General features: G+C 27.7%; 14 protein-coding genes. 12 read left to right on the forward strand and 2 right to left on the reverse strand.

Annotation, left to right across the window (positions count from 1 at the left end):
• Window position 1 precedes the first annotated feature (1 nt).
• Complete coding sequence (gene yqeK / locus RATSFB_RS01915; protein WP_014094366.1) at window positions 2-586, forward strand: bis(5'-nucleosyl)-tetraphosphatase (symmetrical) YqeK; 585 nt, start codon at window positions 2-4, stop codon at window positions 584-586.
• 2 nt (window positions 587-588) lie between these two features.
• On the forward strand, window positions 589-1488 hold the full coding sequence (locus tag RATSFB_RS01920) for an RluA family pseudouridine synthase (RefSeq protein WP_014094367.1): 900 nt from the start codon (window positions 589-591) through the stop codon (window positions 1486-1488).
• Between the two features lie 14 nt (window positions 1489-1502).
• Here the strand turns inward: RATSFB_RS01920 and RATSFB_RS01925 are convergent, their stop codons facing one another.
• Window positions 1503-2363 (reverse strand): D-alanyl-D-alanine carboxypeptidase family protein, encoded by an 861-nt coding sequence (locus RATSFB_RS01925; RefSeq protein ID WP_014094368.1) that lies wholly within the window; start codon window positions 2361-2363, stop codon window positions 1503-1505.
• Between the two features lie 164 nt (window positions 2364-2527).
• Here RATSFB_RS01925 and RATSFB_RS01930 point away from each other — a divergent pair, with 164 nt between their 5' ends.
• From RATSFB_RS01930 to RATSFB_RS01955, 6 genes are all read left to right on the forward strand, one after another.
• Entirely contained in the window at window positions 2528-3226 is a 699-nt protein-coding gene (locus RATSFB_RS01930) for a ComEA family DNA-binding protein (RefSeq protein ID WP_014094369.1), read from the forward strand.
• A 60-nt stretch (window positions 3227-3286) separates the two neighbouring features.
• On the forward strand, window positions 3287-4318 hold the full coding sequence (gene selD, locus RATSFB_RS01935) for a selenide, water dikinase SelD (RefSeq protein WP_083832987.1): 1032 nt from the start codon (window positions 3287-3289) through the stop codon (window positions 4316-4318).
• 10 nt (window positions 4319-4328) lie between these two features.
• Window positions 4329-5717, forward strand: coding sequence for an L-seryl-tRNA(Sec) selenium transferase (gene selA, locus RATSFB_RS01940; protein ID WP_014094371.1), 1389 nt, complete (start codon window positions 4329-4331; stop codon window positions 5715-5717).
• Between the two features lie 4 nt (window positions 5718-5721).
• Complete coding sequence (gene selB, locus RATSFB_RS01945) at window positions 5722-7623, forward strand: selenocysteine-specific translation elongation factor (protein ID WP_014094372.1); 1902 nt, start codon at window positions 5722-5724, stop codon at window positions 7621-7623.
• A gap of 122 nt (window positions 7624-7745) precedes the next feature.
• A complete protein-coding gene (locus RATSFB_RS01950) occupies window positions 7746-8429 on the forward strand; it encodes a hypothetical protein (protein ID WP_044035496.1) in 684 nt (227 codons plus the stop codon).
• Between the two features lie 98 nt (window positions 8430-8527).
• Window positions 8528-9040, forward strand: a complete 513-nt coding sequence (locus RATSFB_RS01955; RefSeq protein ID WP_014094374.1) for a hypothetical protein — start codon at window positions 8528-8530, stop codon at window positions 9038-9040.
• A 3-nt stretch (window positions 9041-9043) separates the two neighbouring features.
• Here the strand turns inward: RATSFB_RS01955 and RATSFB_RS01960 are convergent, their stop codons facing one another.
• The gene (locus tag RATSFB_RS01960) at window positions 9044-10645 is read right to left on the reverse strand and encodes a M28 family metallopeptidase (protein ID WP_014094375.1); all 1602 of its coding nucleotides are present in this window, start codon (window positions 10643-10645) and stop codon (window positions 9044-9046) included.
• A gap of 361 nt (window positions 10646-11006) precedes the next feature.
• Here RATSFB_RS01960 and RATSFB_RS01970 point away from each other — a divergent pair, with 361 nt between their 5' ends.
• The 4 genes from RATSFB_RS01970 (at window position 11007) to groL (ending at window position 15641) form a co-directional block, all read left to right on the forward strand.
• Window positions 11007-11534, forward strand: a complete 528-nt coding sequence (locus RATSFB_RS01970) for a peptidylprolyl isomerase (RefSeq protein ID WP_044035498.1) — start codon at window positions 11007-11009, stop codon at window positions 11532-11534.
• A gap of 17 nt (window positions 11535-11551) precedes the next feature.
• On the forward strand, window positions 11552-13486 hold the full coding sequence (gene thrS / locus RATSFB_RS01975) for a threonine--tRNA ligase (protein ID WP_014094377.1): 1935 nt from the start codon (window positions 11552-11554) through the stop codon (window positions 13484-13486).
• A 221-nt stretch (window positions 13487-13707) separates the two neighbouring features.
• Window positions 13708-13995 (forward strand): co-chaperone GroES, encoded by a 288-nt coding sequence (groES, locus tag RATSFB_RS01980; protein ID WP_014094378.1) that lies wholly within the window; start codon window positions 13708-13710, stop codon window positions 13993-13995.
• Between the two features lie 20 nt (window positions 13996-14015).
• The gene (gene groL / locus RATSFB_RS01985) at window positions 14016-15641 is read left to right on the forward strand and encodes a chaperonin GroEL (RefSeq protein WP_014094379.1); all 1626 of its coding nucleotides are present in this window, start codon (window positions 14016-14018) and stop codon (window positions 15639-15641) included.
• The last annotated feature ends 76 nt before the right edge of the window (window positions 15642-15717 follow it).

Below are 15717 nucleotides of genomic sequence, written 5' to 3' on the forward strand. Positions count from 1 at the left end.
TATGGATTTTTTAGCTATTGATAGATACTTAAAGAAGAGTCTTAATAATTTCAGATATGAACATACTCTAAGAGTTGTTGATATGGGTATGATTTTATGTGATAAATTTTTTTGTTGTGATAGAGAAAAGATAAAGGCTGCTTGTTATTTTCATGATGCAGGAAAGAATTTGAAAGAGGATGTAATTTTAGAAATTATACTCAATGAAGGTTATGAGCCTAATGAATATGAACTTGAAAATATACATATTTTTCATGGATTTGCTTCTATGGTGATTGCACGAGATAAATTTAATGTAAGAGATGTTGAAATATTAAATGCTATTAAGAATCATGTTACAGGTGTGGAGAATATGTCTGATATTGACAAAATTGTATTTCTTTCAGATTTCTTTGAAATGGGGAGAGATTTTGAGAGAGTTCATAAATCGAGAGATGCTGCTTTGATTGATTTAAATTTGGATAAGGCTATGTTACTTGCCTATGATTCTATAATTAGTGAGCTTTTAACAAGAGGAAGATTTATTCATGAAAATACTATAAGGGCAAGGAATTTTATTTTGAGAACTGGTGAAGGGATATTATAAAATTGGATTTTTTAAAATATGAAATTTTGGATGAAATTGATGGCGTGAAAATTAGAGATTATTTGAGATATGATAAGAAACTGAGTTCTAGGTTTATTAAGCAAGCTGCGATTGAGAGAAGAATATTTGTTAATAATTCAAGTGTTAAACTCAATTATTATTTAAAAAAGGGTGACAAGATAAAAATAGATATATATAGGAAGAATGAAATTCAAAATATTTATCCAATCAAAGTTGATTTTGAAATTGTATACGAAGATAGGTTTATTTTGGTTGTAAATAAACCTAAGGATTTAGTTGTATATCCAAGTAAGAGTCATGATATATCTTTATCCAATGGTGTAATGTATTATTTTAAGGTTAATAATATTGACTCGATCGTAAGACCTGTAAATAGGTTAGATATGAATACAACAGGTCTTTTGGTTATAGCTAAAAATCAATATTCTCATATGTTTTTATCTAATTGTATGCAGGATAATACTTTTCATAAAGAATATATTGCTATTGTTGAAGGGAATCTTAAAAATACTAGAGGAGTTATTGAAAAAAATATTTTCAGACCTTCTGAAGATTCAGTAAAAAGATCTGTACATGATACTTGTGGTAAATTTGCAAGAACTATATATGAAGTTGTAGATAGATTTGATAATTGTGATTTAGTCAGGGTTAAGATAGAAACAGGTAGGACTCATCAAATACGTGTACATATGAGTTATCTTGGGAATCCAATTGTTGGAGATGTTATGTATGGCAGTTGTATATATGTACCTCGATATTTGTTACATGCATATAAAATTAAATTTCTTCATCCATATACATTTAATATGGTTGAGTTTCGATCTTATATTCCAAGTGATATGAGTGAATATATAAAAGGTCAAAATAATCTTAATATTTAGATTATTTTGACCTTTTATTTTGATGAAATGCTTACTTTTTTAACTTTGCTAAAACCATAATTAAATAGGTTTATTATGTCTTGAAGATATTCATCTTTACTCGAGGCTTTTAATGCCACAGCTATTAAATCAACATTATTATTTCTTGCAGATGCTGCAAATGTATATTGAGCTGGCGTTGTAAAACCTGTTTTACCTAAGAGTGCATGCTTATAATAATATTTTCCATTTTTTAAGAGTAACTGGTTTTGGTTGTATATGTTAAAGGAATCTCCATTTATTCCAAGTATATCGTGTGATTTTGAAGTAGATATTTCTATAAATTTTTTGTTTTTAATAGCATAAGATAAAATTTTGCTTAAATCATATGCACATGTGTAATGTTTGTCGTTATGTAAACCGCTTGCATTTACAAAATTTGAATGATTTGCCCCTATAAGTTTAGCTTTTTTATTCATTAACTTTGAGAAATTTTCTTCAGATCCGCATGTATGTTCAGCTAAAGCTATTGCACAATCATTTCCTGAATTCAATAGTAATCCATATAATAAATCCTCAACTGTGTATAAACCATCTTGATATAGTCCAACTTTAGTACCGTTTATGTTTGAAGCTTTTTTGGAAACTCTAACTCTTTCATTTAAGTCGAGGGTTTCTAATACAACTATTGCAGTCAAAATTTTTGTTGTTGATGCGGGATAAAATTTATCGTATGCATTTTTTTCGTATATTACATTAGATGTTTGATGTGTCATAAGTATTGCAGATTTACTATTTATTATTATGTTTGTATCTATTAAAGATTTTGATTCTATTGGTAATGATACAAAATTTAATAATAGTGATATAAAAATCAACTTACATAATGTTTTCATTTAATCCTCCAGAATAAAAATTAAAAGCATTCTTTATTATTTGCAAATTAAATTTAAATTATAAATTATTACAATTATATATTTTGTAAAAAGTTTAGTATTTTTTGTTTAAATAATATTAAAAAATGGAATTAATATTAAAAATTATTTTATTGGGGTATGGTATGTTAAAAAAGGATAATTTAATTAAAATTTTATCTATGGTGATAGTAGGTATTGTATTTTTATCTGTATTTATTATTTATAATAAATCATCTGAAAATGCACATAAAGAAGTTGTTTCTTTAAATGAATTTATTCATGAAGATGAAAAACAAGATGGTGGAGATGGAGATAGTGGAGATGGAGATAGTATTGAGGCAAGTTTATATGTAGAAAATGATGAGTATATTAAGAAGAGTATTTTTGTTGAAGTGAAAGGCGAGGTCTTAAAACCAGATGTTTATAAAATGGAAGAGGGAAGTATTGTTTACGATTTGATTTCAATAGCAGGTGGTATAACAGATAAAGGAAGCCTTGATAACATTAATCAAGCACGTGAAATTAAAAATGGAGAGTGTATTGTTGTACAATCTATAGATGATATTTCAAATTTGCACAATGGTGATTTGTTAAATAACAAATTGAATACAGAAACGATAGGTGTAGAAAATAAAAAAGATGTAGTATCATCCATTATTAACATTAATACTGCATCAAAAGAAGAACTTAAGAGTTTAAATGGAATTGGGGATGTTTTGGCAGATTCGATTATAGAGTATAGGGAAGAAAATGGTGAATTTAAATCGGTTGAAGATATAAAAAATATACCTCGTATTGGGAGTAAGACTTTTGAAAAATTTAAGGATAAAATAGCTGTTTAAAATAATATTTAAAGTATGTTATAATTTAATTCACTAATGTTTAGAGGAGGGATTTTTAGGATGTATGAAAAATATAAACTCACACAACTTAGTCAAACTTCTGGATGAGGTGCTAAAATAGAACCGGGGGTTCTTTCGAATATTTTAAATAAATTACCAGTTTTTGATGATAAAAATTTAATAGTTGGATTTGAAAGTAGTGATGATGCAGCTGTATATAAGTTTGATGATAATTTGGGAATTATATCGACTTTGGATTTTTTTACTCCAATAGTTGATGATCCATATATTTTTGGGCAAATTGCTGCTGCTAATGCGTTAAGTGATGTTTATGCTATGGGTGGTGTTCCTGTACTTTGTTTAAATATTGTTGGTTTTCCTAAATCTCTTCCTATCGAAATTTTATATGAGATTTTAAGGGGCGGTGCAGATAAGGTAAAAGAAGCAGGTGCTATTGTAACTGGAGGTCATTCGATTCAGGATAATGAGCCCAAATATGGTCTTTCTATCATTGGTAAGGTACTTCCAGATCGTATTTATAAAAACTATGGTGCGAAACCTGGGGACAAACTTGTTTTAACTAAAAAGCTTGGAGTTGGAGCACTTATTAAAGCGATAAAAAAAGAGGTTTGCTCTCAGAAAGGTTACAATGATGCTGTAGAATCAATGATTATTTTAAATAAATATGCGTATGAGGCTTCTATTGGATTGAGAATAAATGCTTGTACTGATATAACAGGATTTTCTCTTTTGGGTCATGGATATGAAATGGCATCTGCATCTAAAGTTTCGTTATATTTAGATAAAAATAGTATTCCAATTATTGAAAGTTCTATTGAATATGTTAAAGATGGGATTATTCCAGGGGGTACATATACAAATAAGAAATATTTAGTTAATGATGTTTTTTGCGACTGCGAAGATTGGCTTGAAAATATACTGTTTGAACCTCAAACTTCTGGGGGATTATTATTTTCAATCGAAGCGGAAGATTTAGATAAATTTAAGAAAAATTTAGAAGAGAAACATGTGTTTTATAAAGTTATTGGTGAGGTTAGAGAGTTTAAAGATAAATTTTTATATGTAAGATAAAAGGAATGATGTGTTATTGAACGATTTATATAAGAAAATTCCTAAGATTGATGAATTATTAAGATTAGATAATGTTAAGGAAGCACTTGACTTATATCCAAGGGAAGCTATATTAAATATACTTAGAAATATTTTAAGTACATATAGAAAAATGATTAAATTTGGGAATCAACTCGATGTGAGTATTAAAACAATATCACAGACATTTGAATATGAGCTGTATAAGGAATTTAGGTATAGTATTAGAAGAGTTATTAATGCAACTGGAGTAATTATACATACAAATCTTGGAAGAAGTAAAATATGTAAAGATGGAATTAATCATATGATTGAGGTTGCAGAAAATTATTCAAATTTAGAGTATAATCTAGAAGAAGGAACAAGGGGAAATAGATATTCTCATATTGAAGAAATAATATGCAAGGTTCTTGGGTGTGAATCAGCTATTGTTGTGAATAATAATGCGGCTGCTATAATGCTTGTATTAGATACTTTATGTAAGAATACGGAGGTTATTGTTTCAAGAGGTGAACTCGTTGAGATTGGAGGATCTTTTAGAATACCTAATGTTATGAAGTTTAGTGGAGCTATATTAAAAGAGGTAGGTTGCACTAATAGAACTCATTTGTTTGATTATGAAAATGAAATAAATGATAATACAAGTGCATTTCTTAAGGTTCACACTTCTAATTATTATATTGAGGGTTTTGAGAAAAAGGTAAGTATTAAAGAGTTGAGCACTCTTAAGGAAAGGTATAATAAAATAATAATTGAAGATATTGGAAGTGGATCTATAATAGATTTGTCTAAATATGGAATTAAGTCTGAGGAGAGTTTGGTTCAAAAATCTTTATGTGATGGTGCGGATATTGTTACTTTTAGTGGGGACAAAATGCTTGGTGGACCTCAAGCAGGAATTATTGTTGGGAGAAAACATTTGATTGATAAGATGAAAAAGAATCATTTGTTAAGAGCTTTGAGGGTTGATAAATTTATTCTTGCTTCATTGGAATCTACTTTTAGGTGTTATTTAGATGAAAAATTTGCAGTTAAAAATATACCGACACTTAGAATGATTACATATAAATTTGAATTCTTAAAAAAAAATGCTTTGAAACTATTTAATAAACTTAATGGAATAGATGGATTTAATATAGAAGTTGGTGAAGGATTTTCTATTATAGGTGGGGGGTCTATGCCGAAAGAAAAGATAAAAACTTATGTTTTGATGGTAAAGCATAAATTTATGTCTGCGTATGAAGTTGAGAAAAGACTTAGATATAATATTATTCCAATTATAGTTAGAGTTGAAGATGGGTTTGTTAAGCTTGATGTTCGGACTATAGAAGAATTTGAGTTTGATGAAATTTATAATGCATTTGTTAAACTGAGGTGTTGAAGGATTGAAAAATATTATATTGGGAACGGCTGGGCATATTGATCATGGTAAGACATCGCTTATAAAATATTTAACTAACATTGATACTGATTCATTAGAAGAAGAGAAAAGAAGAGGGATATCTATAAATTTGGGATTTGCTTTTTTTGATCTACCATGTGGTAGTAGAGTTGGTGTTATAGATGTTCCAGGTCATGAAAAATTCATTAAAAATATGATAGCAGGTTCAGTTGGGATTGATATAGTTCTTTTGGTTATTGCTTGTGATGAAGGGGTAAAACCTCAAACTAGGGAACATATAGATATTTTAAATATTTTGAATGTTAATAAAGGAATAGTTGTACTAACTAAGAGAGATTTAGTTGATGATGAATGGTATGACTTTATAAAAAATGATATAGAAAATGAATTAAAGGGAACTTTTTTAAAAAATTCTACCATAATAGGATTTTCATCTAAGAGTGGACATGGGTATGATGAGCTTATAAATGAGATAGAGAGATTGATGAGATATGACGATTATAAAAGATCTCATGGAATATTTAGAATGTCAATTGATAGGTGCTTTAGTGTAAGTGGATTTGGTACTGTTATTACAGGAACTGTAATATCTGGGAAAGTATGTTTAAATGATAGTTTATTTATATATCCATTAGGAATTGAATGTAAGGTGCGAAATATTCAAGTTTATGAGGAAAATAAAAAAGAGGCATTTTCTGGACAAAGGTGTGCGATAAATTTATCTAGTGTTAAGAAGGAAATAAAGAGAGGATATGTTGTATCTACAAATCCAACATTTGACTTAAGTTATATTATAGACTGTAAATTTTATTCAGTTAAGAATTTAGATAAAAATATAATAAATGGTCAGAGGATACGTTTTCTTCATGGAACTAGTGAAGTTATTGGAAGGATGTATATTTTAGATAAACATGAGATTGTAAAAAATTCAGAGGCTTATGTTCAGATTCGTTTAGAGAAACCAGTTTTATGTTTAAAACACGATAGATATGTAATTAGGATGTATTCTCCTATGGTAACTATCGGTGGGGGTTATGTTATAAGTGCATTATCAAAAAGGGTTAATGGTAATAATGAAAAATATTTAGAGGAAGTTAAGTTAAAAGAGAAAGAAGTAAGCGAAGATTATTTGTCCTTATTAATTGAGAAGGATAGGAATTATATAATTGATCTTAATTATATTTGTAAAAATCATTTATTAATAGAAGATGAAATTTTGCCAAAACTTGATAGATTAATTGATAAAGGTGTACTGGTTTGTTTTTTTGATGGTAATAGTAAATATTTTATTCATAAAAATAATTTAAATAAGATTTATTCTAAAATTGAGGAGATACTTACTAAATATCATTCTGAAAATAAATTTAGAATTGGTTTTTTAAAAGAAGAATTAAGAGAAAAGTTAAATTTTAAGGGAATAAAATCTAAGATTTATCTACTTATGCTCAATTATTTTGAAAATATGGGATATATAAATATGACATTAAAGTATATTTCTCTTAGTAATTTTAAAATAGAATTATCGAATGATGAAAATAAAATAATTAATGGGATTATCGATGAATATAAGAGTAATAAATTTATACCACCTAAAATTAAGGATTTGGAAAATAAATTCAATTGTAGAGATTTTATGGAAATACATCATTATTTAGAGGAGATAGGAATTTTATATAAAATTAATTTGCAGATGTATCTTTTGAATGAAGATTTTATATTCGCAAAAGATGAGATAATTAATTTTATAAAGAGAAATGGATTTATTGATCTTAATTTAGTTAAGGAACTTTTAAATTCTAACAGGAAATATTCTGTATTACTTCTTGAACACTTAGATGAGTTAAAAATAACTATAAGAAAAGATAATAAAAGGATTTTAATTTAAAGGGAGTGCATTTTAATGCACCCCTTCTTTTTGTTTTTAAATAAATATTATTATATGTTTGTGTGAATTTTTAAATTTTAAATGGAGAAAATAATCTTGATATATGGATGGAGGGGATATGGTTGATATTCACTAATGTTTTTTTAGGAATAGCAATATTTTTAAACAGCATAGCCTGTTCAACTTTTAATAAAGTGTCTACTAATCAAATATCTGCAGAGAAAAGTGATGTAATGGTACTAAATTCTAATGAGGAATTTTTTGATTTACATAAAAATTCTCCGAGGTATTTTTTAGATAGTATTGTTTATGAAAATAGAGCAAAAGGTTTATTAAGTAAGAATTTTGAAAAGAATTTTGAAGAGTTTTATGATCAAATTAACGATCGATTATTATTCTTAGAAAGAGAGATAGAAAAAATTGAAAACAATGCACAAGCATTTTCAAGTGAGTACATATTTCATAGAAGAAATTATATAATGACAGGAATTCAAAATTTAAGAAATAGAATAGAGTGCATGAGTGTAAGAGATAAACGAAAACTTATATGTTATGAATATAAAAATGGAGATATTGGAAATTATGATGGGATATTAGGATTTAGCATTATATATGCCGACAAGTATAAGCCATTTTTGATTGGAAGTATAGCAATGCCTGATTATATTGGTAAAATTGAGCCGATGATTACATATAGAACTTTAAGTACATATAAATCTAAATATAAAATCACAAATGAAAAATTCTACGCTGAAGCATTGAATTATTTGGATAGATATTTTCTAGAAACAGTAGGATTTAAATAAATTATTAAATATCATATATAAACTTGTAAAATAAATTAAAATAAATTAAATTATAAATAACAAAATGTTTACAAGTATGCTTTATGAAAGGGATATTAATGAAAAAAGTTATAGAAGTTTTTGGAAATGACTTTTTGGAAGATTATTTATTGAAAGAAATTTGTTTTACTGATGGATCTCATAATAGCATTTTATTTCATGATTGTACTGTAAAAAATAGGTTATTTAAACTTATTTTAGATTACTTTAATAAGGATTCTGTCTATGTAATAAGTGGGTTTAATATGAAGCCTTATTTAAATATAGTGGAAAATATATATGATATATTAAATATTGATTTAGATGTTGACATTTATAATAATTCTATTTTTGAAAATTACTGTAGTGTTTTAGGTTTTAAAACGATTAAGTTAGATTTTTATTTTTTGACTTATATGGATAAATTAAAAAGTATGATTATTGTAGCATTATTAAGCAAGAGTAAAATCATATTATTTGACTGGAGTTATTCTGAAAATATGACAAAGTGTGCAAAAGAATTAATGAATAATATAAGTACTCTAAATTTATTTTTAGATAGAGTATTTATTGAATTTAAAAAAGCAAGTTAACTTTTAATAGTAACTTGCTTTTTGTGTTTTATAAATATTTGAGCAAAATATTGTAAGAAGGATTGATGTTAGAAATTTTGTTATTGAGTTTTTGTGCGTATCTAAAAAATTATTTTTGATTGATAAGTTTGCAAATGTTTGTACGGATTCATCATTATTTTGAAAATTATTTTTATTATATTCCTTAATAACTGATTTAATTTCTTCTAATGAAAATTCTTTATTGTAGATAACTTTTGGGGATAATTTTTTTATTTTGATAAATTCTTTATACAATTCATCTACAGAAGTTTGAGGATCATCGAATGTATCACCGTATATTTGTATTAACATACCATCATAATCTTTTAATTTAGGATTATTTTTAAAATTTTCATAGAATAAATACATTGTACCTTGTTCACTTAGGTTGAAATATTTATTATCAAGTGAACATTTCAGGTCTAAATTTGTGTTATTGATTTGTTTTAACTTATATCTTCCTTTTGGAAGATCACATATTTCTATTTTGTTCGACGCGTTATGATATAAACTTTTGATTAATTTATTATTTTGATAGAGATCGTATCTTATATTTTTTAAAATTGATTGATCATTTGTGTCAGTTGTTATAACCAATTGTTTATTAGTGTTTAAAAGTGATTTGTATAGTAAAGAGATGCAGTTTGATAAATTAGTTATTGATTTTTTTTCAATGTTATTTAATATATATTTTAAATTATCTTTGGATGAATGAATAACCATTCCGAATTCTTTATTTCTATATCTAGGATATCCAGTATTTAGATTTATATCGTCCCAACTTGTAGATTCAAAATATGCAAAAGGTATTCCTTCATATTTAAAGTAAACATGATCACTATAATCATAACAATCACCTTCTAAAATTGAGATCTTATTAATGTCACTTGATATTAATTCAGGACTAGTTTTTATATCTATGTTTTCATTTTTTGAAGTCTTAAGAATTTCATCTCTAAACCATCCCTTATTTCCGTTATTTCCATATATGTAAAGATTATCTCCAGTTAATATGCTGTCAATATTTATGTACAAGAGAGTATTTAGTTTTTCATCATTATTCATGTTTTTAACATAATATCTAGAGCCAAATAAACCTAATTCTTCTGCATCAAATGCTATAAATTTTATGCTGTAAGGTAATGTTATGTTATTTAATTTTTGTGCTAGCTCTAGAAGCACAGATACACCTGATGCGTTATCATCAGCTCCATTTGATGAAGTGGAGTCGTAATGAGCACCTATGATTATTTGGCTATTGTTTATACCTTTTTTAAAAGCGATGATATTTTTTGATGTTGTATTTTTTGAATCAATAAGAGGCCAACTAAAAACTTGTTCTTGAACTTCATAACCATATTTTTGAAATTCATTCTTGATATATTTTTGGGCGTTTATTATTGATTTTGTTCCGCTTATGCGAGGAGTTTTAGATAAATGGGAAATATGTTTTATTGCAACTTTTCCAAATGTTAATTTATTTTGTGAATAGGGGTAAGTTTTAATAAGTGTTAAATTTGAGATTGTAAATATGGAAAGCAATAATATGCTTAGAAATTTAAAAATAATTTTAAAATTTTTCATTTTAATATCTCCTTGAGGATTTATGTATTAAGTATAGTTTTAGTATTTTTTTATAAAAAATTATTTTTTATGGTAAATATTTATTGAATTTTATATTTACCATGATATTAGTTTGTGTTACCATGAAATTATTTAATTTATTGAGAGGATAATTTTTAAGTGTTTAAAAGGTTTACTTTTAAAAAAAATAAGAGCAGATTCATAGCTTATGTTTCCTTTTTAATATTGAATTTTGGATTATTGATTTTTTCTATGTTTAAAAAGGATAAAAGCATATTATTTATATCAGCTTTAATTTTAATTTTGTATTTTATATTTTTGATTAAAAATTTATATAAAAAGTAATATGGAGGTTTATAGTATGAACAAAAATCCTGTTGGAGTTATTAAAATAAAAAATTTTGGGGAAGTTAAATTTGAATTATACCCAGAAGTTGCACCAATTACGGTTACAAACTTTATAGATCTAGTAAATAATGGATATTATACCGGTTTAACTTTTCACAGAATTATAAAAGGGTTTGTAATTCAAGGAGGATGTCCATTAGGATCAGGAATAGGAGGACCAGGTTACTCAATAAAAGGTGAATTTAAGATAAATGGAGTTGAAAATAATATAAAGCATGAACTTGGAGTCTTGTCTATGGCAAGGGCGAATGATCCGAATTCTGGAGGAAGTCAATTTTTTATAATGCTAGGTAATGCTCCGCATTTAGATGGAAGTTATGCAGCATTTGGAAAAGTTATTGATGGAATAGATATTATTTTAAATATTGGAGATGAGGAAGTGTTTGGTGATACTCCCAAAAATAAACCAGTTATTGATAAGATAGAGATCGACACTTTTGGGGTAGATTACGTATTATCTAAGGAACAAAAAATTAAGTAATATAGAGGTGTTAGTTTATGATAGAAATTATTCTTAAGGATGGATCCAAGAAAGAAATAGATACTCCTATAAGTGTAATTGATTTTGCAAGATCTATTAGTAATGGATTAGCAAATGCTGCCACATGTGCTGAAGTTGACGGGAAAATTGTAGATTTGAGATATATAATTGAAAGAAATTGTAGTTTGAATATATTAACATTTAATGATGAAAATGGGAAGCAAGCATTTTGGCATACAACAAGTCATGTATTAGCACAAGCAGTTAAAAGATTGTTTACTAATGTAAAAATTGCGATAGGACCTAGTATTGATAATGGATTTTACTATGATTTTGATATAGATACTCCTTTCACGCAAGAGGATTTAAATAAAATCGAAGAAGAAATGAAAAAGATAGTTAAGGAAGGTTTATCGATCGATAGGTTTGTTTTAAATAAGGATGAAGCAATTGACAAGATGAGTAAATGTAATGAAACTTATAAAGTTGAACTTATAAATGATATAAGCTCTGATTGTGAAATTTCTTTCTATAGACAAGGTGAGTTTGAGGATTTATGTTCAGGACCTCATTTATTATCTACAAAACATATTAAAGCAATTAAGCTATTAAGTTCTACTGGAGCTTATTGGAGAGGGAATGAAAAAAATAAAATGCTTACTCGTGTTTATGGTATATCATTTCCTAAAGCTAGTATGTTGACGGAGTATTTAGAAAAACTTGAGGATGCGAAGAGGAGAGATCATAACAAAATAGGAAGAGAACTTGAATTTTTTACTACAAATGAATTTATAGGTCAAGGATTACCACTTCTTATGCCTAAAGGGGCAAAACTTATGCAAATTCTTCAAAGATTTGTTGAAGATGAGGAGGAGAAGAGAGGGTATGTTCTCACAAGGACTCCTACATTTGCTAAGAGTGATTTATATAAAATATCTGGACATTGGGATCATTATAGAGATGGAATGTTTATTTTGGGAGATGAAGAAAAAGATACAGAAGTGTTTGCTTTAAGACCAATGACTTGTCCATTTCAATTTATGATATATAAAGCATCTCCTAAAAGTTATAGGGATCTTCCTATAAGATATGGTGAAACTGCAGTTCTTAGTAGAAATGAGTCATCCGGAGAAATGCATGGACTTATACGTGTTAGACAATTTACTTTATCAGATGGACATATAGTCTGCACAAATGATCAGCTTGAGGATGAATTTAGAGCAGCTGTAGATTTAGTAAAATATATAATGGAATGCCTTGGTATTAGTGAAGATGTTAGCTATAGATTTTCAAAATGGGATAGTAAAAATAAAGATAAGTATATAGGCGAGGAAGAGGTATGGGAAGAAACTCAGCGTAATATGAAGCAAATACTTGATAATTTGAATTTAAACTATAAAGAACAAGAAGGAGAAGCGGCATTTTATGGACCGAAGCTTGATATACAATTTAAGAATGTTCATGGTAAGGAAGATACAATAATAACAATTCAGATAGATTTTAGCTTAGCAGAGAGATTTGGAATGTTTTACATAGATTCAGATGGCAAGAAAAAACATCCAATGATAATACATAGAAGTTCCATAGGATGTTATGAGAGAACAATTGCTATGCTTATTGAAAAATATGCAGGAGCTCTTCCAGCTTGGTTGAGCCCAACTCAAGTTAAGGTATTACCAATATCTGAAAAATTTAATGATTATGCAAAGGAAGTTACAGATAAACTCAAGAATTTTGGAATTAGAGTTGGATGTGATTACAGGTATGAAAAAATAGGATATAAAATAAGGGAAGCAAGGATGGAGAAGATTCCGTATTTATTAATAGTTGGGGAAAAAGAGCAAGAATCTGGAGGCGTATCTGTCAGAGATAGAGTTAATGGAGATATAGGTATTTTAAAATTAGATGAATTTATAAATAATATAAATGAGGAAATAGTTAATAAAAAATAGTAAAATATATTTTTAGATTTATAATTTTATTAATTATATTTAAAATAGTATAAAACTTGAGTAAAATATTGAAAATATGTAATAATTTTAAAAAAATAACTAATTTTGGTATTTAAATTAATTTGTAATTTTTGATTTATTTAATTATATTAATATCATACTTTAGCACACTTGGTAAATGAGTGCTAATTGATTATGTTTATAATAGGAGGTTGTATTTTATGAATATAAGACCACTTGCGGATAGAGTTGTTCTTAAGAGATTAGAAGCTGAAGAGAAAACAAAATCAGGAATAGTTTTAGCAGGAAGTGCTAAGGAAAAGCCGCAGGAAGCAGAAGTTATAGCTGTTGGATCAGGAGGATTTACAACAGATGGTAAAGAGATAAAAATGGAAGTTAAAGTTGGAGATAAAGTTTTGATTTCCAAGTATTCAGGGACTGAAGTTAAAGTTGATAAAGAAGAATATATAATAGTTAAACAAGAGGATATATTGGCTGTTGTTGAATAAATTTTTGGAGGTAATTTATAATGGCAAAAACTATTTTATTTAGTGCTGAAGCTAGAAGATCTATGCAAAATGGTGTAGATATACTAGCTGATACTGTAAAAGTTACACTTGGACCAAAAGGTAGAAATGTTGTTTTAGATAAGAAATTTGGATCTCCTTTAATAACAAATGATGGGGTGACAATAGCAAGAGAAATTGAACTTGAGGATCCATTTGAGAATATGGGAGCTCAATTAGTTAAAGAAGTTGCAACTAAAACGAATGATGTTGCTGGAGATGGAACAACTACTGCAACTGTTTTAGCTCAAGCTATAATAAGAGAAGGACTTAAAAATGTAACATCAGGTGCTAATCCAATACTTATAAGAAATGGTATAAAATTGGCTGTAGATAAGGCAGTTGAAGAAATCAAAAAACTATCTAAAAATGTAAATGGTAAGCAAGACATATCAAGAGTTGCGTCAATTTCTGCTGGTGATTCAGGTGTTGGAGAGCTTATAGCTGATGCTATGGAGAAGGTAGGAAATGAAGGTGTTATAACAGTTGAAGAGTCTAAGAATATGGAAACTAGCCTTGAAGTTGTTGAAGGTATGCAATTTGAAAGAGGATATATAAGTCCATATATGGTTACTGATGCAGAAAAAATGGAAGCATCATTGGAAGACCCATATATTTTAATAACAGATAAGAAGATTTCTAATATTCAAGAAATACTTCCTATTCTTGAGCAAATTGTACAACAAGGGAAGAAACTTTTAATAATAGCAGAGGATATAGAAGGAGAGGCGTTAGCTACTTTAGTTGTAAATAGATTAAGAGGAACATTTACATGTGTTGGTGTTAAAGCTCCAGGATTTGGTGATAGAAGAAAAGAGATGCTTAAAGATATTGCTATATTAACTGGTGCACAAGTTATATCTGAAGAGTTAGGATATGATATAAAAGAAACAACAATAGATATGTTAGGAAGAGCAGAGAGTGTTAAAATAACTAAAGAGAACACTACAATTGTTGATGGTAAAGGTAATAAGGAAGAAATAGATAGTAGAGTTTCTCAGATTAAGAGGCAAATTGAAGATACAACTTCAGAATTTGATAAAGAGAAGCTTCAAGAAAGACTTGCAAAACTTTCAGGTGGGGTTGCTGTAGTAAAAGTTGGAGCAGCTACTGAAACTGAACTCAAAGAGAAAAAATTGAGAATAGAAGATGCTTTAGCAGCCACTAAAGCGGCTGTAGAAGAAGGAATTGTATCAGGTGGCGGTACTGCATATGTTCATGTACTTAGAAAGATATGTGGATTAACTTCTGAAATACATGATGAGCAAGTAGGAATTAATATAATTTTAAGATCTTTAGAAGAGCCAATCAGACAAATCGCGTTCAATGCTGGAGTTGAAGGTTCTGTAATAATTGATAAAGTTAAGCAAAGTGAAGAAGGAATCGGATACGATGCTTTAAATGGAAAGTATATAAATATGGTTGAAAATGGAATAGTTGACCCAGCTAAAGTTACAAGGACAGCTCTTCAAAATGCGGCATCAGTTGCAGCTACATTTTTAACAACAGAAGCTGCTGTTGTTGAGATTCCTGAAAAAGATAAACAAGTACCACAAGCTCCAGGAATGGGAATGGATGGTATGTATTAAAAAGGTTTGGATTTATCCAAACCTTTTCTTTTTTGTTTGTAATAAAAATTTTAATATGACACAAATTAATAGTATT

The sequence above is a fragment of the Candidatus Arthromitus sp. SFB-rat-Yit genome, from assembly GCF_000283555.1.
Classification (GTDB): Bacteria; Bacillota; Clostridia; order Clostridiales; family Clostridiaceae; genus Dwaynesavagella.